The organism is Streptantibioticus rubrisoli (assembly GCF_024436055.1).
Taxonomy (GTDB): Bacteria; Actinomycetota; Actinomycetes; order Streptomycetales; family Streptomycetaceae; genus Streptantibioticus_A; species Streptantibioticus_A rubrisoli.
Genome location: NZ_JANFNH010000004.1, coordinates 259,384 through 276,972, shown reverse-complemented (window position 1 = coordinate 276,972; position 17,589 = coordinate 259,384). Strand labels below are relative to the sequence as shown.

General features: G+C 70.9%; 17 protein-coding genes. 8 read left to right on the top strand and 9 right to left on the bottom strand.

All coding sequences use genetic code 11. From position 1 onward, the window contains the following. Nucleotides 1-11: 11 nt before the first annotated feature. Nucleotides 12-815, bottom strand: a complete 804-nt coding sequence (locus NON19_RS07805; protein WP_255925921.1) for a crotonase/enoyl-CoA hydratase family protein — start codon at nt 813-815, stop codon at nt 12-14. A gap of 159 nt (nt 816-974) precedes the next feature. Between NON19_RS07805 and NON19_RS07800 the strand changes: the two genes are divergently transcribed. Next, the gene (locus NON19_RS07800; RefSeq protein WP_255925920.1) at nt 975-2,582 is read left to right on the top strand and encodes an acyl-CoA synthetase; all 1,608 of its coding nucleotides are present in this window, start codon (nt 975-977) and stop codon (nt 2,580-2,582) included. 245 nt (nt 2,583-2,827) lie between these two features. Here NON19_RS07800 and NON19_RS07795 read toward each other — a convergent pair whose 3' ends face one another. The 6 genes from NON19_RS07795 to NON19_RS07770 form a co-directional block, all read right to left on the bottom strand. After that, nucleotides 2,828-3,115, bottom strand: coding sequence for a hypothetical protein (locus NON19_RS07795; RefSeq protein ID WP_255925919.1), 288 nt, complete (start codon nt 3,113-3,115; stop codon nt 2,828-2,830). A 302-nt stretch (nt 3,116-3,417) separates the two neighbouring features. Further along, nucleotides 3,418-4,941, bottom strand: coding sequence for an acyl-CoA synthetase (locus tag NON19_RS07790; RefSeq protein WP_255925918.1), 1,524 nt, complete (start codon nt 4,939-4,941; stop codon nt 3,418-3,420). Next, entirely contained in the window at nt 4,938-6,056 is a 1,119-nt protein-coding gene (locus tag NON19_RS07785) for an NAD(P)H-dependent flavin oxidoreductase (protein ID WP_255925917.1), read from the bottom strand. Before NON19_RS07785 ends, NON19_RS07790 begins: the two co-directional genes overlap by 4 nt. A gap of 63 nt (nt 6,057-6,119) precedes the next feature. Further along, entirely contained in the window at nt 6,120-8,276 is a 2,157-nt protein-coding gene (locus NON19_RS07780; RefSeq protein ID WP_255925916.1) for a serine/threonine-protein kinase, read from the bottom strand. 161 nt (nt 8,277-8,437) lie between these two features. Continuing rightward, a complete protein-coding gene (locus tag NON19_RS07775; protein ID WP_255925915.1) occupies nt 8,438-9,616 on the bottom strand; it encodes an acyl-CoA dehydrogenase family protein in 1,179 nt (392 codons plus the stop codon). 176 nt (nt 9,617-9,792) lie between these two features. Next, nucleotides 9,793-10,620 (bottom strand): SAM-dependent methyltransferase, encoded by an 828-nt coding sequence (locus tag NON19_RS07770; RefSeq protein WP_255925914.1) that lies wholly within the window; start codon nt 10,618-10,620, stop codon nt 9,793-9,795. A 201-nt stretch (nt 10,621-10,821) separates the two neighbouring features. Here NON19_RS07770 and NON19_RS07765 point away from each other — a divergent pair, with 201 nt between their 5' ends. After that, nucleotides 10,822-11,403 (top strand): RNA polymerase sigma factor, encoded by a 582-nt coding sequence (locus NON19_RS07765; protein ID WP_255925913.1) that lies wholly within the window; start codon nt 10,822-10,824, stop codon nt 11,401-11,403. A 14-nt stretch (nt 11,404-11,417) separates the two neighbouring features. Then, entirely contained in the window at nt 11,418-12,098 is a 681-nt protein-coding gene (locus NON19_RS07760) for a hypothetical protein (RefSeq protein ID WP_255925912.1), read from the top strand. Nucleotides 12,099-12,165: 67 nt separating this feature from the next. Here the strand turns inward: NON19_RS07760 and NON19_RS07755 are convergent, their stop codons facing one another. After that, on the bottom strand, nt 12,166-12,801 hold the full coding sequence (locus NON19_RS07755) for a Pr6Pr family membrane protein (RefSeq protein WP_255925911.1): 636 nt from the start codon (nt 12,799-12,801) through the stop codon (nt 12,166-12,168). 533 nt (nt 12,802-13,334) lie between these two features. On the opposite strand from NON19_RS07755, the gene NON19_RS07750 reads away from it, so the two are divergent. The 5 genes from NON19_RS07750 to NON19_RS07730 all read left to right on the top strand — a co-directional run bounded on the left by NON19_RS07750 (nt 13,335) and on the right by NON19_RS07730 (nt 16,689). Next, the gene (locus NON19_RS07750) at nt 13,335-13,628 is read left to right on the top strand and encodes a hypothetical protein (RefSeq protein ID WP_255925910.1); all 294 of its coding nucleotides are present in this window, start codon (nt 13,335-13,337) and stop codon (nt 13,626-13,628) included. Between the two features lie 222 nt (nt 13,629-13,850). Continuing rightward, complete coding sequence (locus NON19_RS07745) at nt 13,851-14,075, top strand: hypothetical protein (protein WP_255925909.1); 225 nt, start codon at nt 13,851-13,853, stop codon at nt 14,073-14,075. A gap of 505 nt (nt 14,076-14,580) precedes the next feature. Next, nucleotides 14,581-15,573: a dihydroxyacetone kinase subunit DhaK gene (dhaK, locus tag NON19_RS07740; protein WP_255925908.1), complete on the top strand. Its 993-nt coding sequence runs from the start codon at nt 14,581-14,583 to the stop codon at nt 15,571-15,573. 49 nt (nt 15,574-15,622) lie between these two features. Continuing rightward, nucleotides 15,623-16,288 (top strand): dihydroxyacetone kinase subunit DhaL, encoded by a 666-nt coding sequence (gene dhaL / locus NON19_RS07735; RefSeq protein WP_255925907.1) that lies wholly within the window; start codon nt 15,623-15,625, stop codon nt 16,286-16,288. Next, a complete protein-coding gene (locus NON19_RS07730) occupies nt 16,285-16,689 on the top strand; it encodes a PTS sugar transporter subunit IIA domain-containing protein (protein WP_255925906.1) in 405 nt (134 codons plus the stop codon). The genes dhaL and NON19_RS07730 overlap by 4 nt, the downstream gene beginning before the upstream one ends. 379 nt (nt 16,690-17,068) lie before the next feature. Here NON19_RS07730 and NON19_RS07725 read toward each other — a convergent pair whose 3' ends face one another. Continuing rightward, nucleotides 17,069-17,545: an NUDIX hydrolase gene (locus tag NON19_RS07725; RefSeq protein WP_255925905.1), complete on the bottom strand. Its 477-nt coding sequence runs from the start codon at nt 17,543-17,545 to the stop codon at nt 17,069-17,071. Nucleotides 17,546-17,589: the final 44 nt, after the last annotated feature.

Below are 17,589 nucleotides of genomic sequence, written 5' to 3'. Positions count from 1 at the left end.
ATCTCCTTCCGTCACGCGCGCCGGTACTCGGCGGGCCGCTTCTCGGCGAAGGCACGGGCGCCCTCCTTGGCGTCCGCGGTGGCGAAGATCGGCCAGCCGCGCCGCAGTTCGCTGGCGAGCCCCTCGGTCTCGGACAGTTCCGCGGTCTCATAGACCGAGGCTTTGACCGCCTCGACGGCCAGCGGACCGTTGGCGTTGATCAACTCGGCGATCTCCAGCGCCTTCTCCCGCGCCGTGCCATCGGGGACCACCTGCCCGATCAGCCCGATGCGCTCGGCCTCCCGCGCGCCGTAGGGGCGGCCGGTGAGCAGCATCTCCAGTGCGTGGGTGCGGGGTATCTGCCGGGCCAGCCGGACGGTGGAACCCCCGATGGGGAACAGCGCGCGGCGCACCTCGAACAGCCCGAAGACCGCGCTCTCCCCGGCCACCCGGATGTCGGTGCCCTGGAGAATCTCGGTGCCGCCCGCCACGCAGTGCCCCTCGACGGCGGCGATGACCGGTTTGCGGGGACGGTGGTGGCGCAGCATCGCCTTCCAGTGCAGATCGGGATCGGCGGTGAGCCGATCCCGGTACTGCTGCCCGTCCAACTTCCCGCCCTCGGACAGTGCCTTGAGATCCATACCGGAGCAGAACGTTCCGCCCGCGCCGGTGAGCACCACCGAGCGGATGGCGTCGTCCTCGTCGGCCTCCACCCAGCCGTCCCACAGTCCGACGAGCATCGGCAGCGAGAGGGCGTTCTTCGCCTCCGGCCGGTTCAGGGTCAGTACGAGTGTCGCGCCGAGGCGCTCCACGGTGAGGTGTTCGGTGCCGCCCATGGCATCTCCTCCAGTCGTGGACTCAGTAGAACAGGTTGCAGTAATACCTTCAACAGCAAATCTAACGCTTAGTCAGATCGGTCTCATCCCAGGCCTTCACACCTCCCACGAACGGCGCTCTAATGGGGCCGGACCCCCGGGTGCCGGTCAGGAGGAGCCGTGGAGTACAACCTCGCCGACCTCTTCGAATCCGTCGTCGACGCCGTACCGGACCGCGAGGCGCTGGTGTACGGCTTCGACTCGGAGCGCCGACTGACCTACGCCGAACTGGACGCCGCGGCCAACCGGATCGGCCACCACCTCGCGGCGGCCGGTGTCGGCCCGGGCCAGCACGTCGGACTGCACCTGTTCAACGGCGTCGAGTACCTGCAGACCGCCCTGGCCTGCCTGAAGATCCGCGCCGTCCCGGTCAACGTCAACTACCGCTACGTCGCGGAGGAGTTGGCGTACCTGTACCAGGACGCGGACCTGGTCGCACTGATCCACGACGCGGAGTTCGACGACCGGGTCGCCAAGGCGGCCGGAAGGTGCGTCACGCTCCGGCACGTGGTGCGCGTCGGCGACGACACGACGGGACCGGCCGCCGTCTCCTTCCAGCAGGCGGAGGCCTCAGGATCACCCGAGCGGGACTTCGGGCCACGCTCCGCGGACGACCAGTTCATCATCTACACCGGCGGCACCACCGGTATGCCCAAGGGCGTGATGTGGCGGGCGGAGGACCTGTTCTTCTCCGGCCTCGGCGGCGGCGCGCCGACCGGCGAACCGGTCAGGCGGCCAGCGGAATTGGCCGAACGGGTGGCGGCGAGCGGCGACGGACTGGTCTTCTTCCCCACCGCGCCGCTGATGCACGGCACGTCGACGCTCACCGCGTTCATCGGCTTCTTCTTCGGCCAGAAGGTGGTCATCCACCGCAAGTTCGTTCCGGAGGAAGTCCTGCGGACCATAGAACGCGAACGGGTGACCAGCGTCTCACTGGTCGGCGACGCGATGCTGCGGCCGTTGACCGACGCGCTGGGCGGCCCTGTGAAGGGAGTCGACTGCTCGTCGCTGCTGACCCTCTCCAGTTCGGGGGCGATCCTCTCCGACACGGTGCGCGCGCAGTTCCAGGCGCTCGTCCCGAACGTACTCATCCTCAACAACTTCGGCTCCTCCGAATCCGGCTTCAACGGCACCGCGACGGACGACTCCGGGCCGCGCCGGGGCTTCCGTTTGAAGGTCAACCCACGCACAGCCGTGGTGGACCCCGACACCCACCTGCCCGTCGCCCCGGGCCAGACCGGCCACCTGGCCCAGCGGGGACACGTCCCGCTGGGCTACTACAACGACCCCGAGAAAACCGCACGGACCTTCTTCCGCGACGCGTCCGGTGAACGCTGGGTGTTGCTGGGCGACCTGGCCACGGTGGACGACGACGGAATCGTGACGGTCCTGGGGCGCGGCTCGCAGTGCATCAACACCGGTGGCGAGAAGGTCTTCCCGGAGGAGGTCGAGGAAGCGGTCAAGTCTCATCCGCACGTGTACGACGTCCTCGTGGCGGGTGTCCCCGACCCCCGCTGGGGCAGCCATGTGGCGGCCGTCGTCCAACTCCGCGACACCGAGGGAACATTGACCCTCACCGACCTGCAGACCCACTGCCGCACCCGCCTGGCGGGCTACAAGATCCCGCGCACGCTCGTCATCACCCCCCAGATCCACCGCTCCCCAAGCGGCAAGGCGGACTACCGCTGGGCCGCGGCCATCGCCATGGCCGCGGCCAACCCCACGTGACACCCCGGCCGGAGCACGGCGGCGGCCCCAAGACGCGGGAGTGGTGCCGCAGCCTGCGGACGGTGATCAGATCCGCGGCCAAGTGATCGACTGATCGTCGGGCGTAGCAGCCCGCACGTCCCGAAGCGCGGCAATGTAGACGCCTACCCATGGGACGCAGCCCTCGACGCGCTGCCCGCATAGGCCCTGGACGCGATGAGGCCCTGCACCGGATGCTCTTCCGGGCAGGGCCTCGATGGTGTCGATCAGATCCACTCGTCGGGCCAGCCGTCGCGCCTGAGGAACTTCTCTGCGGCTTCGCCGAACAGGAGGAGACCGGCGAGCGTCTCCGGCCCCGCGGAAGCGATCGCGCGGACGTACTGCACATCTCCGGTGACCAGGGTGACCTTGGCCCCGTCGTCATCCACAGCCAGTAGGAGGCCGTAGCCATCTGCCAGTGGCGGAAGATCGACGGCTTTGCAGATACGGCGGTAATGAGCCGGGCCGCCGACATCCTGCGGGGTGGCGAACGCGATTTCGCGAGGCGTGAGCATGAAGCGCTCCTCCGGTCGACCTGGACGGGTTACTTCTTGCTGCGCTTCGCCATCCAGACGTGTTTCATGGCCCATCCGGCGGCCAGGACCAGGCCGACGAGGGTGACGCCGATGAACGGCAAGTTCGCCCCCCAGGGTGCTGTCAGTCCACGGCCGCGCAGCCCGACGGCGCCCCGGCGTGGACTCGGCAGGCACGCGACGGAAGACGACCCCCAACCGGCAGCAGCCCAAAGGGGATCGCACTCCCCGCAACCCAAATGACCACTCAGCCCCCGCCCCCGACCCGCACACAGACAGCGCGCTCAATCGCCCCGCAGCCGCCGCTTGTAGAGCTTCCCGTTGGGGTCCCGCGGCATCTCCGCGACGAAGTCAACGGACTTGGGGCACTTGTACTTCGCCAACACCCGCCCGCAATGCGCCATGAGCTCCCCCGCCAACTCCGCCCCCGCGACCGCACCCGGAGCCGGTTCGACCACCGCCTTGACCTCCTCCCCCCAGTCCTCGTGCGGCACGCCGAACACCGCCGCGTCGGCCACCGCCGGGTGGGTCAGGAGCGCGGCCTCCACTTCGGCCGGGTAGATGTTGACCCCACCCGAGATGATGAGGTCGATCTTCCGATCGCGCAGATACAGATAGCCGTCCTCGTCGAGGTACCCGAGGTCACCCACCGTGAAGAAGTCCCCTATCCGGTTCTTCCGGGTCTTGTCCTCATCCTTGTGGTACCGAAACCCTCCGGTACTCATCGACATGTAAACCGTCCCCAACTCCCCGGGCGGTAGCCGATTCCCCGCGTCATCGAAGATGGCGATCTCGCTGATCGGCCAGGCGCGCCCGACGGTGCCCGGTTTCTTCAACCACTCGGCGGCGGGAGCGAAGGTCCCGCCGCCCTCGCTCGCGGCGTAGTACTCCTCAACGCACGGCCCCCACCACTCCAGCATGGCCCGCTTGATGTGTTCGGGGCACGGCGCGGCGCCGTGGATGGCGTGCCGCATGGACGACACGTCGTACCGCCGTTTGACCTCGTCGGGCAGCGCCAGCAGCCGGTGGAACTGCGTCGGCACCATGTGCGTGTGCGTGCACCCGTAAGCGTCGATGACGCGCAGCATCTCCTCGGGCGCCCATTTGTCCATCACCACCACGGGGTGCCCGATGTGCAGTGCCGCCGCCGCGAACTGGAGCACCGCGGTGTGGTACAGCGGCGAACACACCAGATGCACGTTGCCGTCGAACGGCTTGATCCCGAAGAAGCCGAGGAATCCGCCGAGATGGGTCTCCTCCGGAGGCCTCCCGGAGAGCGGACGCCGAATCCCGCGCGGCCTTCCGGTGGTCCCCGAGGTGTAGTTCATCACCCCACCGGCTGTACGACCCGGCGGCGCCGTGGACGGCTGCCCGTCCAGCAGTTCGGCGTACGGCCGAAACCCCGTAGCACCGCCCACCGAGAACCGCTGGCCTGCCGGTAGCGCCGCCTCGTCGGCCGCGGCCCGTGCCTGCTCCGCGTACCGTTCGTGCGCGATCAGCACCTTGGCCCCGGAGTCCGCGACGATCCACGCGATTTCCGGCCCGACCAGATGGTGGTTGACCGGCACCAGGTAGAACCCGGCCTGCGCGGCGGCGAGATAGGCGGTGAAGAACTCGACGCCGTTCGGCAGTACGACGGCGAACGCGTCACCGGTACCGAGCCCGGCGGCCCGTAGACCGTGCACGAGTTCGTTGGCGGCGGCGTGCAGCCGCCCCGCGCTCCACCGCTCGCCGTCCGGAGCGACCAGCATGGTCCGGTCCGGGTCCTGTGCGGCCTGCGCCCAGAATCTGTTGGCGATCGTGGTCATCGGGGGCGACCTCCTTCACGTCCGGCGATCCGGTTGACACGGGTGATGGCCCGCTCGAAGCCACGGACCAGGTCGTCGAAGACCGCCCGGACCGGGCGTTCGGTGTTGAGCCGCCCGACGATCTGGCCGACGGGCGTACCGAGCAGCGGCTCGACCTCGTACGTCTGGATGCGGGAGACCGCCTCGGCGACCAGCAGCCCCTGCAGCGGCATCGGCAGCGGATCCGGGGTCGCCGGATCGTCCCACGCCTCGGTCCAGCGGGTGCGCAACTGGCGGGCGGGCTTGCCGGTCAGGGCGCGGGAGCGGACGGTGTCCCCGGACCCGGCGGCGAGCAGCTTCCGGGTGAGCGCCGGTGAGTTCAGTTCCGCCTCACGGGTGGTGAGCCAGATCGAGCCGAGCCACACGCCCTGGGCGCCGAGTGCCAGCCCGGCGGCGACCTGTTCGCCGCTGCCGATGCCCCCGGCAGCCAGCACCGGAAGGGGGGACACCGCGGCGACCACCTCAGGGGTGAGCACCATGGTGGCGATCTCACCGGTGTGCCCGCCCGCCTCGTAGCCCTGGGCGACGACGATGTCGATGCCCGCCTCCTGGTGGTGCCGGGCGTGCCGGGCGCTGCCGGCCAGCGCGGCGACCAACGCGCCGTTGGCGTGGGCGCGTTGGATGACATCGGGCGGCGGCGACCCCAGTGCGTTGGCGAGCAGCTTGACCGGGTGGCCGAAGGCGACGTCGAGTTGGCGGCGGGCGACCTCCTCCATCCAGCCGGTGATCCGCCAGCCGGACTGCTCACCGACCGGCAGCTCCGGCACGCCATGGCGGGCGAGGGTGTCCTTGACGAACCGCCGGTGCCCTTCGGGGATCATCGCCTCGATCTCGGCGACGGTGACGCCCTCGACCTTCTTCGCGGGCATCACCACGTCGAGCCCGTACGGCCGCCCTGCGGTGTGCGCGTCCAGCCAGTCGAGGTCGCGGGCGAGGTCGTCGGCGGCCCCGTAGCGCACCGCGCCCAGTACGCCGAGGCCGCCCGCCTGGCTGATGGCCGCGGCGACCGCGGGGAACGGCGTGAAGCCGAAGATGGGGTACTCGATGCCCAGCCGCTGGCTCAGCTCCGTCTCCATGGGGGGCAGGATGCCGCACACCACCGACAAGGGGAAGAGATTTTCTGACGTAGCGTCAGTTCGTTAGGTGGCTGTGGTGGCGTACTCCCGGCGGATCGCCGCCACCCTGCGGTACAGGTCCACCGCCTCGGCGCCGCGGCCCAGTTGCTCCAGGCAGTGCGCCTCGTCGTTGCGGCTGGTCAGGGTGTCCGGGTGGTTGGGGCCGAGCGCCCGCTCCCGCCCCTCGGCGACCACGCGGTAGATGCCCAGGGCCTCGTCCCAGCGGCCCAACCAGCCCAGCGCGACGGCGACTTCGCGCCCGCTGACCAGGGTGTCGGGATGTTCGGCGCCCAGCGCCCCGGCGCGGGCCTCGTACACCTGGTGGGCCTCGGCGAGCGCCTCCTTCCAGCGGCCGAGCCTGCCGAGGTTGACGCCCATGCCGTGCCGGGCCCGCAGCGTCTCGGGGTGTTCGGCCCCCTGGACCCGCGCGCGCACCGCGGCCAGATCCCGGTAGAGCTTCAGCGCCTCCTCACTGCGCCCGAGCCGCCCCAGGCAGATGCCGACCTCGTAACGGGCGGCCAGGCTGTCCGGATGGTCCGGACCGAGGCTGGCGGAGCGGGCCGCGACCACGTCCCGGTACTCGGCGAGCGCGTCCTCCCAGCGGCCCAACTGGCCGAGGGTGTAGGCGACCTCGAAGCGGGTGACCAGGGTGTCCGGATGCCCCGCGCCCAGCACCCGGGACCGGGCGGCGGCCACATCGCGGGCCGTCTCGTAGGACTCCTGGAGCCGACCGAGCCGACCGAGGTTGAAGGCGAGGTTGTGCCGGCAGCGCAGGGTGTCGGGGTGCTCGGCGCCCATGGTGCGCTCCCGCGCGCCGAGCACCTCGGTGTAGACCTGGTGGGCGTCCTCGTGGCGGCCGAGCCTGCCGAGGGCGAACGCGGTCTCCTGGCGGGCGGCGAGGGTCTGCGGATGGTCGGCGCCCAGTGCCCGGCTACGGGCGGCGACCACCCGCTCGTACTCGTTCAGCGCCTCCTGGGCCAGGCCGAGTCGGCTGAGCGCGAAGCCCAGTTCGTAGCGGCTGGCCAGCGTCTCGGGGTGCTCGGCGCCGAGCGCGTCCTCGCGGGCCTGGGCGACGGCGCGGTGCACCTCCACCGCCTCGCTCCAGCGGCCGAGCCTGCCCAGGCTCAGGGCCGCGTTGTGCCGACTGGCCAGCACGGCGAGCAGTTCGGGATCGGCGGCGTGCCGCGGCCGGGCGGCCCAGGCGGCGTTGTACCAGGCTCCGGCGAGCGGGGTGTCCTCGGCTGCCGGGCGGGGTCCGCGGCAGCCGATCGCCTGCGGTCCACCGGTCAACGTACGGGCCCAGTGGGGCAGTTCGCTCGCGCGCTCCGCGCTCGCCTGGATGGCGGCCAGCCGCTTGCCGATCACCTGGGCGTCCTGCGGGCGGTCGTCCGGCTCCTTGCCGAGCAGGTCGAGGATCAACCGCTCCAGCGGCTCCGACAGTTCGGGGCGGCGCTCGCGCGGCGGTTCGGGGGCGGTGTCCCGGTGCCGCACCAGTACCGCCCAGGCGTCGTCCATGTCGAACGGCGGGGCGCCGGTGGCCAGTTCGTAGAGCACACAGCCGAACGAGTAGAGGTCGCTGCGGTGGTCGACCTCGCCACCTGCGATCTGCTCGGGCGACATGTAGTGCGGGGTGCCCATCGCCATGCCGGTGCCGGTCAGCCGGGAGGTGAAGCCGATGTCGTGGCCGAGCCGGGCGATACCGAAGTCGCAGATCTTCACCGTGCCGTCGGGCACGCGAATGATGTTGGCCGGTTTCAGGTCCCGGTGCACCACTCCCTGGGCATGGGTGTACGCCAGCGCGGCGGCGACCTGCTCGGCGATGTCCAGTAGGTCGGGCACCGGCAGCGGGATGCGCTGTCCGTCCTCCAGCAGTTGCAGCAGGTTGCGGCCGTCCAGCAGTTCCATGACGAGGTAGAGCACCCCGTCGTCCTCGCCGAAGTCGTGCACCACGGTGATGCCGCGGTGCTGCAGCGAGGCGGCGACCCGCGCCTCGCGGCGGAACCGCAGCTCCATCGCCCGCGAGTGCGCGGGGTCGCTGGAGGTCTTCATGGGCTTGAGGCACTTGACCGCGACCTTGCGGCCCAGCGCCTCGTCCTCGGCGCGCCACACCTCGCCCATGCCACCACGGCCGATCAGCTCGATCAGCCGGTATCGCTCCCGGATCAGCCTGTTCTCCCCCATCGCAAGTCGCCGCCCCCCGTTGTTCCGCTTCCGTCACCCGGCGTTTTCCAGTATGGCCGCGCCGTGCAGGGTACGGCACGGCGCATCACGGCCGGGTTCGCGCACCCCGCTTTGGCGCCGCGTGCGTTTGGCGGGGACAGACCTGGGGAAGGGGCGGTCGGTCAGCGGCGGACCCTCGGCATGCCAAGGCCGATCCACGAGATGATCTCCCGCTGGATCTCGTTGTTCCCGCCGCCGAAGGTGAAGATCACCGCGCTGCGGTATCCCCGCTCCAACTCCCCGTGCAGCAGCGCCCCGGCCGACCCCTCCTTCAACGGTCCGGCCGCCGCGGCGACTTCCATCAGCCAGGCGTACGCGTCGCGCCGGGCCTCCGAGCCGTAGACCTTGACCGCGGAGGCGTCCTGCGGGGTGAGCGTGCCGCGCTGCAGGGCGTCCACCATCTGCCAGTTGAGCAGCTTCATCGCGTCCAGCCTGGCGTGGGCGCGGGCCAGCCGGGCGCGCACCCAGCCGAGGTCGATGACCCGACGGCCATCGCCGAGCTTGGTCTGGGCGGCCCAACGCCGCACGTCGTGCAGGGCGCGGACGGCCATGGTGCCGTGCGCGGCGAGGGTGACGCGTTCGTGGTTGAGCTGGGTGGTGATCAGCCGCCAGCCCTTGTTCTCCTCGCCGACCCGGCGGGTGACCGGCACCCGGATGTCCTCGTAGTAGCTGGCGGTGGTGTCGTGCCCGGCGAGGGTGTGGATGACGGTGCACGAGTAGCCGGGGTCGCTGGTCGGGACGAGCAGGATGCTGATGCCCTGGTGCGGCGGCGCGTCCGGGGCGGTGCGCACCGCGAGCCAGACCCAGTCGGCGGTGTCGCCGTTGGTGGTCCAGATCTTCTGGCCGTTGACCACGTACTCGTCGCCGTCGCGGACCGCGCGGGTCTTCAGCGCGGCCAGATCGGTTCCCGCGTCGGGTTCGCTGTAGCCGATGGCGAAGTCGATCTCGCCGGAGAGGATCTTCGGCAGGAAGTACGCCTTCTGCTCGTCGGTGCCGAACTGCATGATCGTCGGACCCACGGTGTTGAGCGCCATCAGCGGCAGCGGCACCCCAGCCTGCGCGGCCTCGTCGAAGAAGACGAACTGCTCCATGGGGCTCAGCCCGCGCCCGCCGTACTCCACCGGCCAGCCCACGCCCAGCCAGCCGTCCGCGCCGAGGCGGCGGATGGTCTCCCGGTAGAAGGCCTTCTGGCCCGCCGGGTCGCGGTGCCGGGCGTAGGCGTTGTCGGGCACCAACCTACCGAAGTAGGCGCGCAGTTCGTCACGCAGGCGCTGCTGCTCGGGGGTGTAGTCCAGGTGCACGGCCCCTCCTGAGGTCTGGTGTGCCCGGCGGTCCCGCGGTGTCGGCGCACAGAGTAGAACGCGTTGCAGAAACCTGGAAGGGGCGCACAGCAGAGCCACTTGACGCCTGTGCGAAGGGCCTCGGCCGATCGCGGCCCGCGGCCGCGGGCCACCGGTGGACGAGGATCCGCCGGAGGCTACGGCTTGCGGGCCACCGCCGCATAGCAGGACGCCTCCGCCGCGCTGACCGCCTCCGCACCGCGTGGCTCGTCGGGACGCCACCGGTGCGAGACGGTGATGCCCGGCTCCAGCAGCTCCCAGCCGTCAAAGAACCGTGCGAACTCCGCCCGGTCCCGCAGCCGTACCGGGGTGCCCGCCGCCCGGTAGATGGCGGTCACCTCGGCCAGCGCCTCGGGCGCGAAGTCGGCCGTGGCGTGCGAGACGGCCAACGTACTGCCGGACGGCAGCGCCCGCTTGAAGTGCTCCACGACGGCGTGCGCACCGCCGCCCCGCTCGTCGTCGACGAAGTGCAGCAGGGCGTTCAGGCTGAGCGCCACCGGCCGCGACAGGTCCAGGGTCCCCAGCAGTTGGGGCGCCGACAGCACCGCCTCGGGGTCGGTGACATCGGCCTCCACATACGCGGTGCGGCCCTCGGGGCGGCTGCGCAGCAGCGCGGCGGCATGGGCCAGCACGATGGGGTCGTTGTCGGTGTAGACCACCCGCGCCTCGGGCGCGATCCGCTGGGCGACCTCGTGCAGGTTGGGCGAGGTCGGGATGCCGGTGCCGATGTCCAGCCACTGGCGCATCCCGGCCCGGGCCAGGGCGCGGGTGGCGCGGTGCATGAACTCCCGGTTCACCCGGGCGGCGAGCCCAGCGGCCGGGAAGACGCCGAGGACCTTGACCGCGGCCTCCCGGTCGGCGGCGAAGTTGGTCCTGCCGCCGAGGAAGTAGTCGTAGATACGGGCCGAATGCGCCCGGTCCAGCCGCAGGTCGACGCCGGACGAGCCGAGTCCGTACTCGCTCATGACCGCCCCTCCCGTGCCGAACCGATGCGAACCCGGAGTTGGAGTAGTCATACCATTACGCTGCGGAAGATTTTTACGGGGCCGCGTTACACACCAGGACCGTTTGTCCGATTGGCTGACAGGCGAGGGCGCAAGCCCCCTCGAACCGACGCCGCCGTCCGTCAGCGACGGGCGCGGTCGTGAAATCCAGCAGAGGACCGTGTGAACACCAATCCCCCGCACCCATCCGCGTCCGACGGCCCGTCCGGCCCTCCGCTGCGGCAGCCCGTGCGCCGCCTGGCCTTGACCTTCGAGGCCTTCCACGACACCCACCACCTGCTGTGGCTGCGCTACGCCCATCTGCACACCGGCAGCCGCGCCGCCGCCCTGCGCATCGAGGGCGCCATATCCCGTCAACTCGCCGCCTGTTGGCCGCATGTGCTGCGCCAGGAGTCGGTGCCGTTCTACGCCTGGACCGTGCTGAAGGAACACGTGGCCAACTGGCTCAGCGCACACAACCGTCCGGTGGCGCTCACCGAGACCGCCGCCTTCGACGCCGTCTCCCGGGCACTGCGCGAGGCGCAGGAGCAGTTCGCCGTCCTGGAGAGCAGGCTCGGACTGTACTCGGCCATCTCCGAGTTACCCGAGCGGCAGTGCGACGTGATCGTGCTGCGCTTCGCGCTGGGATACGACGACGCGTTCATCGCCGCCTTGTTGGGAGTGGAGGAGAGCACCGTACGGTCGCATGTCAGCATCGCGAGGAGGAAACTGGCGGCACGGCTGGGGATTCCGTGGCGGGAGTGAGGGGGGCCGGACGGATGCGTTCACGCCGCGCTGGCGAGAGCATCGAGGCGCTGCTCGGCACGGCCGAGGTGCTGGCGCACGAGTACGAGGACTACGACCCGGTCGCCGCCCGGGAGGCGGTGGCCCGCAGTATGGGCACCGCGGGCGCCGCGCCCCCCACCACCGCGCCCGAACAGGCCCGGCACGAACTCGACCTGGCCTGCGCGCTGGTGCTGGGCGCGCCGGAAGCGGCGGCCAGTTTGGACCGGCTGGTCGACCACGAGCGGATCGACCCGGAGGGCGCCCTGGTCTTCGGCGCCCTGCTGCATCTGGCCGGTCACGGCGAGGCGGCCGAGTTCTGGTGGCGGTTCGCGGCGGGCGGCGGCAGCCGTACCGCGGCCTACTGCCTGTTCCTGGACCACCGCCGCCGCGGCGAGTTCCGTGACGCCGACCACTGGCGCGGTCAGGCCACCCGGCCGTCGGGCGCCGCGCACCCGCATCGCGCCCCCGAACGGGCCGACGGACCGCTGCTGCTGTCGGAGTCGGCGCGCCGCGACCTGCTGGTGCAGTGGCACCGCGGCCGCACCCCGCGACTGCCCAGAGCACTGCGCGGCGCCATCGCCCGTCTCCACGACGACTGCGCCGAGGGCGACTTCGGCCGCATTCCCCGGCCTGGCCCCCTCTCCTCGCTCACGGCCGGGGACCGTCCGGTGTGAGGGAGCGGACCCGCGCGCCGTCCGAAGGCCAACTTCCGCGAGCCGCTCGCCGCACGCGAGCGGCCGCTCACCAGCTCCTGGACGGCGCCGGGCGCAGTCTCGCAAGGCGGTTGCCCAAACCGACGATCAGCGACATGAAGAAGACGAACACCGCCGTGACGACCAGCGTCCAGGTCGTCACATGGCGGTAGCCGCCCGGCTGGCGCGGGTCCAGGAAGTCGTACGGGTACCAGTGGGCGAACGGCCCGCGCAGCAGCGAGTACGCGAGATACACCAACGGGAAGGCCAGCCACGGCAGTCCACGCACCCAGCGGATCGGGCGGGCGGGCGGCCCCGCCAACCAGTCGGCCAGCGCCACCACCGGCATCACCGCGTGCATCACGATGTTGGCCCAGACGATCACGTCGCCGCGTTCCTGACCGGCCAGCAACGTCCAGTAGACGACCCCGGTCACCGCCAGGTACACCGCGGCGGCGCCCCGCCACGCGTCACCGATCGGGCCGCGCCCGGTCAACAGCGCCAGCCCGCCGACCAACAGCACCGCGAAACCGAAGAGGTTGGACAGATTGGTGAAGTAGGAGAACCAGTTCGCCGCACCCTCACCGATGTGCAGCGCCTGGTCAAACGTCACAGCAAGCGCACTGGCCGCAAGCAGCGCGACCGCCACCCTGGCTGCCCCAAGGCCCCTCGTCATGGCCGACATGGGCGCACGCTACTCCAACGGGTAAGCCGAATCGAGGGTCGTACGGCCACCGCCTCGGTGAAGGGATGCGACCCGCGGCGGCCGCCCGCCAAGGCCAAGGCGGCTGTGATCTCCGCGCTCAGGCCATGGTGACCCACAACTCCGGGCGCTTCCGGACGACTTCGACGGTGACAGTGCGGCCGTCCCCACCATCAGGCGAGCGGTGAATCCCCTTTCACACAGGGAAGGACATCGCGCGCGTATGGAGGGTCTATTCGATTGCGCCCGCAGCCAATGACTTGGAAATGCGTCGTGCCTTCATGGAGCAACTCCTCGAAGAACGCGTCGGTGGGAGGGCGCTTGGCACTTCCGGGCCTGGCCGTCTGTGGCAAAGCGCCCACGGGTCAGGGAACAATCCACGGCATGGATGACGCGTTCTCTGGAAGCATCTCGCCGAGGCAGCACGGCAGATGATGGCCGACCACAGCCGCCGTTGGTGTGAGTGGCGGGCATGGGAAATCCAGCACGGCACCATCCGGGCGACGCTGGGCTTGTTGCGAACGGAAGAGGGCGGACGCCGAAGTGCCTTCTACGGGGACGGTCGCCTCAGACCACTGTGGGACATCGGTAGCCGCACTGCCGACGGGCAGCGGGAGCTGAACATCGCGGCGTTGTGGGTGGAGTTCGCCCCACAGCTCGGTCCTGGACAGACCGCCGACGTCCGGCTGGCCCCTCTGCACCCCGAGCACTGGAGGCACCTGAAGACCGGCGACGTGATCACCATGCACGAGGGCAGACCTGCCGTCGGCACGGCCACGGTCATCGAGGTCCTGCCTCCTCGCATCTGAGTCCCGCCTCGGGGAGCGCCGCGCTCTACAGGATGCTCCAACGACCCTCGTACACATGCCAGTTGGACACCTGGATCAACCCACAGGTGGTCAACGCGCACACCACGATCACGATGAGGGATGAACATACCAGCCGCCAGTCGGTACAGCGGTTTTCCATACGCAACACTCCTTCTTGCCGGAGTCTTTGCCCGGCATCCCTCTATGTCCGTAGGAACCGCTATGACCGCAGGAACCGCCATGAGCATCCGCAAGACCGCCACCACCGCCGCCCTCGCCGCCGCGATGACCATCGGGGCCGCCGGGGCCGCCAGCGCCTCCGCCGCGCACCACGGCCCCAACGATCACATCAGCTCCCCCAAGGGCGTCGCAGGTCTGGTCTCGGTCGTCCCCAACGTCCAGGTGCTGTCGCCGACCGTCGCTGACTCCGGGAACGACGCCAACTAAGCCCAGCGACACCACACTCCGCCGACCCGGCTAGCTCCTCCCTGACCGGGTCGGCACCACCAGGGGGGCCGCGCGAACCCCAACTCCCAGGAGACGCGCGGCCCCTCTTCTCATGCCCGAGGTCCGCTTCCCGAGGTCGCTGGCCTGGAGGGCAGCGTTGTCGTCGCCGCCGAGGAGCAATCGGCCAGGTCCTCGGACACGCCAGTGAAGCCAGTTACCCGCTTGAGCGGGTGTTCCCTACCCGGTGCCCACCCTCGCTCCCCCCCTACCCTGGCGATGCCCACGGGCCACCCCCACCCCGTACGCACCAGGCCCGAAGGTCCTTGACCGGGCACCGGCAGGCTGGTGGGTTGGTCGGCGAAGTCGGCATGGAGTCGGCAGCAGACCGTCAGAAGGCGCGTCGGGGCGAAAACACGTCACCGAGAGCGCGAACCCAGAAGAACAGACCACGACCTGCGAAGATGCGATGCACGGCCGAGGTTCCCGAGCTAGGGCGGAGACGCACATGAAGATGCTGATCAACGTTCCGGAGACGGTGGTCGCCGATGGGCTGCGGGGGCTGGCCGCGGCGCATCCGGAGTTGACGGTGGATGTGGAGAACCGTCTCGTGGTGCGCCGGGACGCGCCGGTCGAGGGCAAGGTGGGGCTGGTCTCCGGTGGCGGCAGCGGGCACGAGCCGCTGCACGCGGGGTTCGTGGGCCGGGGGATGCTGGACGCCGCGTGTCCCGGCGAGGTCTTCACCTCACCGGTGCCCGACCAGATGGCACGGGCCGCGGCGGCCGTGGACAGCGGGGCCGGAGTGCTGTTCGTGATCAAGAACTACACCGGGGACGTGCTCAACTTCGACATGGCCGCGGAACTCGCCGAGGACGAGGGCGTGCAGGTCGCCAAGGTCATCGTCAACGACGATGTGGCGGTCACCGACAGTCTCTACACAGCCGGGCGGCGCGGCACCGGTGGCACGCTGTTCGTGGAGCGGCTGGCGGGCGCCGCCGCCGAGGAGGGCGCGCCGCTGGACCGGGTGGCCACTCTCGCGCACCGGGTCAACGACGGCTGCCGCAGCTTCGGCGTGGCGCTGAGCGCCTGTTCCACCCCGGCCAAGGGCGGCCCGACCTTCGAACTGCCGCCCGGCCAGCTGGAGTTGGGCATCGGCATCCACGGCGAGCCGGGCCGTGAGCGGCGCGCGATGATGACCTCGGGGGAGATCGCGGACGCCGCCGTCGACGCCGTGGTGACCGATCTGCGGCCGGATGGTCCGGTCTTCGTGCTGGTCAACGGGATGGGCGGCACTCCGCTGCTGGAGCTGTACGGGTTCAACGCCGAGGTGCAGCGGGCGCTGGGCGAGCGCGGAGTGCCGGTGGTGCGTACCCTCGTCGGCAACTACGTCACCTCGCTCGACATGGCGGGCGCCTCGGTCACGGTGTGCCGTGCCGACGACGAGCTGCTGCGGCTGTGGGACTCGCCGGTGCGCACGGCCGCGCTGCGCTGGGGCTGTTGAGCCGCCGTCGGCCAGGACCGAACCCGTACACAGGAGGAACGCACCCGGAATGAATACATCCGCATCTGGCACCCCGGATCCAGCGATCGACTCCGCGTTCGTGCGGCGCTGGCTGAGCCTGGCGACGTCGGCCATCGAGCACAAGTCCAGCTGGCTCACCGAGCTGGACTCCGCCATCGGCGACGCCGACCACGGCACCAACATGCAGCGCGGGTTCGCCGCCGCGTCCGCGGCCGTCGAGCGGGAGCCGTCGAACACGCCCGGGGAGGTCCTCACCCATGTGGGGCGGCAGCTGATCAGCTCGGTGGGCGGCGCCGCCGGACCGCTGTACGGCACCCTGCTGCGCCGGGCGGGCAAGGCGCTGGGCGACCAACCGGCCGTCACTCCAGAGGAGTTGTGCGTCGCCCTGCGGTCGGGGGTGGACTCGGTGGCCCAGCTCGGCCGCTCCGAGCGCGGCGACAAGACGATGCTGGACTCGCTCTACCCCGCGGTCGAGGCGATGGAGTTCGCCCTCAGTTCCGGCTCCGGGCTGCTGGCGGCGCTGGCCGCGGCCCGTACCGCGGCGGACGAGGGCGCCGCGGCGACCGTGCCGATACTGGCGCGCAGGGGGCGGGCGAGTTATCTGGGTGAGCGCAGCATCGGCCACCAGGATCCCGGTGCGACCTCGGCCGCGTTGCTGATCGCGGCGTTCGCCGAGGCGGCGGAGGCGGTATGACGAGGCGACGGGTCGGCGTGGTGCTGGTGTCGCACAGTGCCGAGGTCGCCGGGTCGGTGGCGGAGATGGCCCGCTGCCTGGCGACGGGCGGCGCCGCGGCCGCGGTGGCCGCGGCGGGCGGCGCCGAGGGCGGGGGCATCGGCACCAGCGCGGAGCTGATCAAGCGGGCGGTCCACCGGGTCGACGCGGGCGTGGGTGTGGTGGTCATCGCCGACCTGGGCAGCGCGGTGCTGACCGTCAAGGCCCTGCTGGAGGACAAGGAACTGCCGGACGGCACCCGGCTGGCCGACGCGCCCTTCCTGGAGGGCGCGGTGGGTGCCGTGGTCACCGCCGCCGCGGGCGCCGACGTGGCGGCGGTCGCCGCCGCGGCCGAGGAGGCGTACGGGTACCGCAAGGCGTGACGGGGTGGTCTTCGCGTCGCGGTGAGTCCGGCACCGCCGGTCCGCGCCGGAGGGTTGCTCACCCTCGCGTTGGGCCAAGGAGCCGGGGGGCGAGGCCCAGACACACTTCGGGCACGGTCCGCGCGGGGCTTGGGCTCGCCCCCAACGGTCGAGGGGTTGCCCCGGAATGGTGGTGCTCACCCTGGCCCCACCGGGCTCGCCTCCAACGGTCGAGGGGGTTGCCACCAGGATCAAGCCACCGTGGCGCCGGGCAACCATGCGGCGTGGGTCAGCGGTGCCGGACCGGCCGTACCCACTCGCCGCCCATGCCCGGCGCTGGCCAAACGTGTGGCCCGGCGGTGCCGGACCAACCGCGACCGCCCGCCCCGAAAGCAAGGAGCTAGCCAACTGCCCCTTCGAACCAGGTCGGTTCGTCCGCCAGCGCCAGACGGATACGCCCCAGGCATCCGTCGCCGAGCGGCGGCAGCTCATCGAGGGCGAACCAGCCGACGTCGATGGACTCGTCGTCGTTGACCCGCGCCTCGCCGCCCACCGCGCGGCAGCGGAACGTGATCGTCATGAACTGCACCTGGTCGCCGTGCGGGTAGACGGTGGGTTCCTCGGCGTAGACGCTGATCACTCGTTCGGGTACCGCGCGCACCGCCGTCTCCTCGTACACCTCGCGCACCACCGCCTGCGCGGGCTGCTCACCGGGCTCGGGGATACCGCCGACGATCGTCCACTGTCCGTTGTCCGAGCGGCGCACCAGCAGCACCCGCTGCCGGTCGTCGAGGACCACGGCGGAGACACCCGGCAGGAACACCAGCCGCTGGCCGATGCTGGCCCGTAGCTCGCGCAGGAATTCAGGTATGGCCACCCGCAGAGCATACGAGGAACTCCCCGCGGGAAGCCGCGCGTTCG

What these genes read in the sequence shown, in the direction of transcription:
- dhaL (WP_255925907.1), top strand. Translation starts at nt 15,623, where the DNA reads ATGAATACATCCGCATCTGGCACCCCGGATCCAGCGATCGACTCCGCG.
- NON19_RS07730 (WP_255925906.1), top strand. Translation starts at nt 16,285, where the DNA reads ATGACGAGGCGACGGGTCGGCGTGGTGCTGGTGTCGCACAGTGCCGAG.
- NON19_RS07780 (WP_255925916.1), bottom strand. Translation starts at nt 8,276, where the DNA reads ATGGGGGAGAACAGGCTGATCCGGGAGCGATACCGGCTGATCGAGCTG.
- NON19_RS07790 (WP_255925918.1), bottom strand. Translation starts at nt 4,941, where the DNA reads ATGACCACGATCGCCAACAGATTCTGGGCGCAGGCCGCACAGGACCCG.
- NON19_RS07785 (WP_255925917.1), bottom strand. Translation starts at nt 6,056, where the DNA reads ATGGAGACGGAGCTGAGCCAGCGGCTGGGCATCGAGTACCCCATCTTC.
- NON19_RS07755 (WP_255925911.1), bottom strand. Translation starts at nt 12,801, where the DNA reads ATGTCGGCCATGACGAGGGGCCTTGGGGCAGCCAGGGTGGCGGTCGCG.
- NON19_RS07805 (WP_255925921.1), bottom strand. Translation starts at nt 815, where the DNA reads ATGGGCGGCACCGAACACCTCACCGTGGAGCGCCTCGGCGCGACACTC.
- dhaK (WP_255925908.1), top strand. Translation starts at nt 14,581, where the DNA reads ATGAAGATGCTGATCAACGTTCCGGAGACGGTGGTCGCCGATGGGCTG.
- NON19_RS07760 (WP_255925912.1), top strand. Translation starts at nt 11,418, where the DNA reads ATGCGTTCACGCCGCGCTGGCGAGAGCATCGAGGCGCTGCTCGGCACG.
- NON19_RS07770 (WP_255925914.1), bottom strand. Translation starts at nt 10,620, where the DNA reads ATGAGCGAGTACGGACTCGGCTCGTCCGGCGTCGACCTGCGGCTGGAC.
- NON19_RS07745 (WP_255925909.1), top strand. Translation starts at nt 13,851, where the DNA reads ATGACCGCAGGAACCGCCATGAGCATCCGCAAGACCGCCACCACCGCC.
- NON19_RS07795 (WP_255925919.1), bottom strand. Translation starts at nt 3,115, where the DNA reads ATGCTCACGCCTCGCGAAATCGCGTTCGCCACCCCGCAGGATGTCGGC.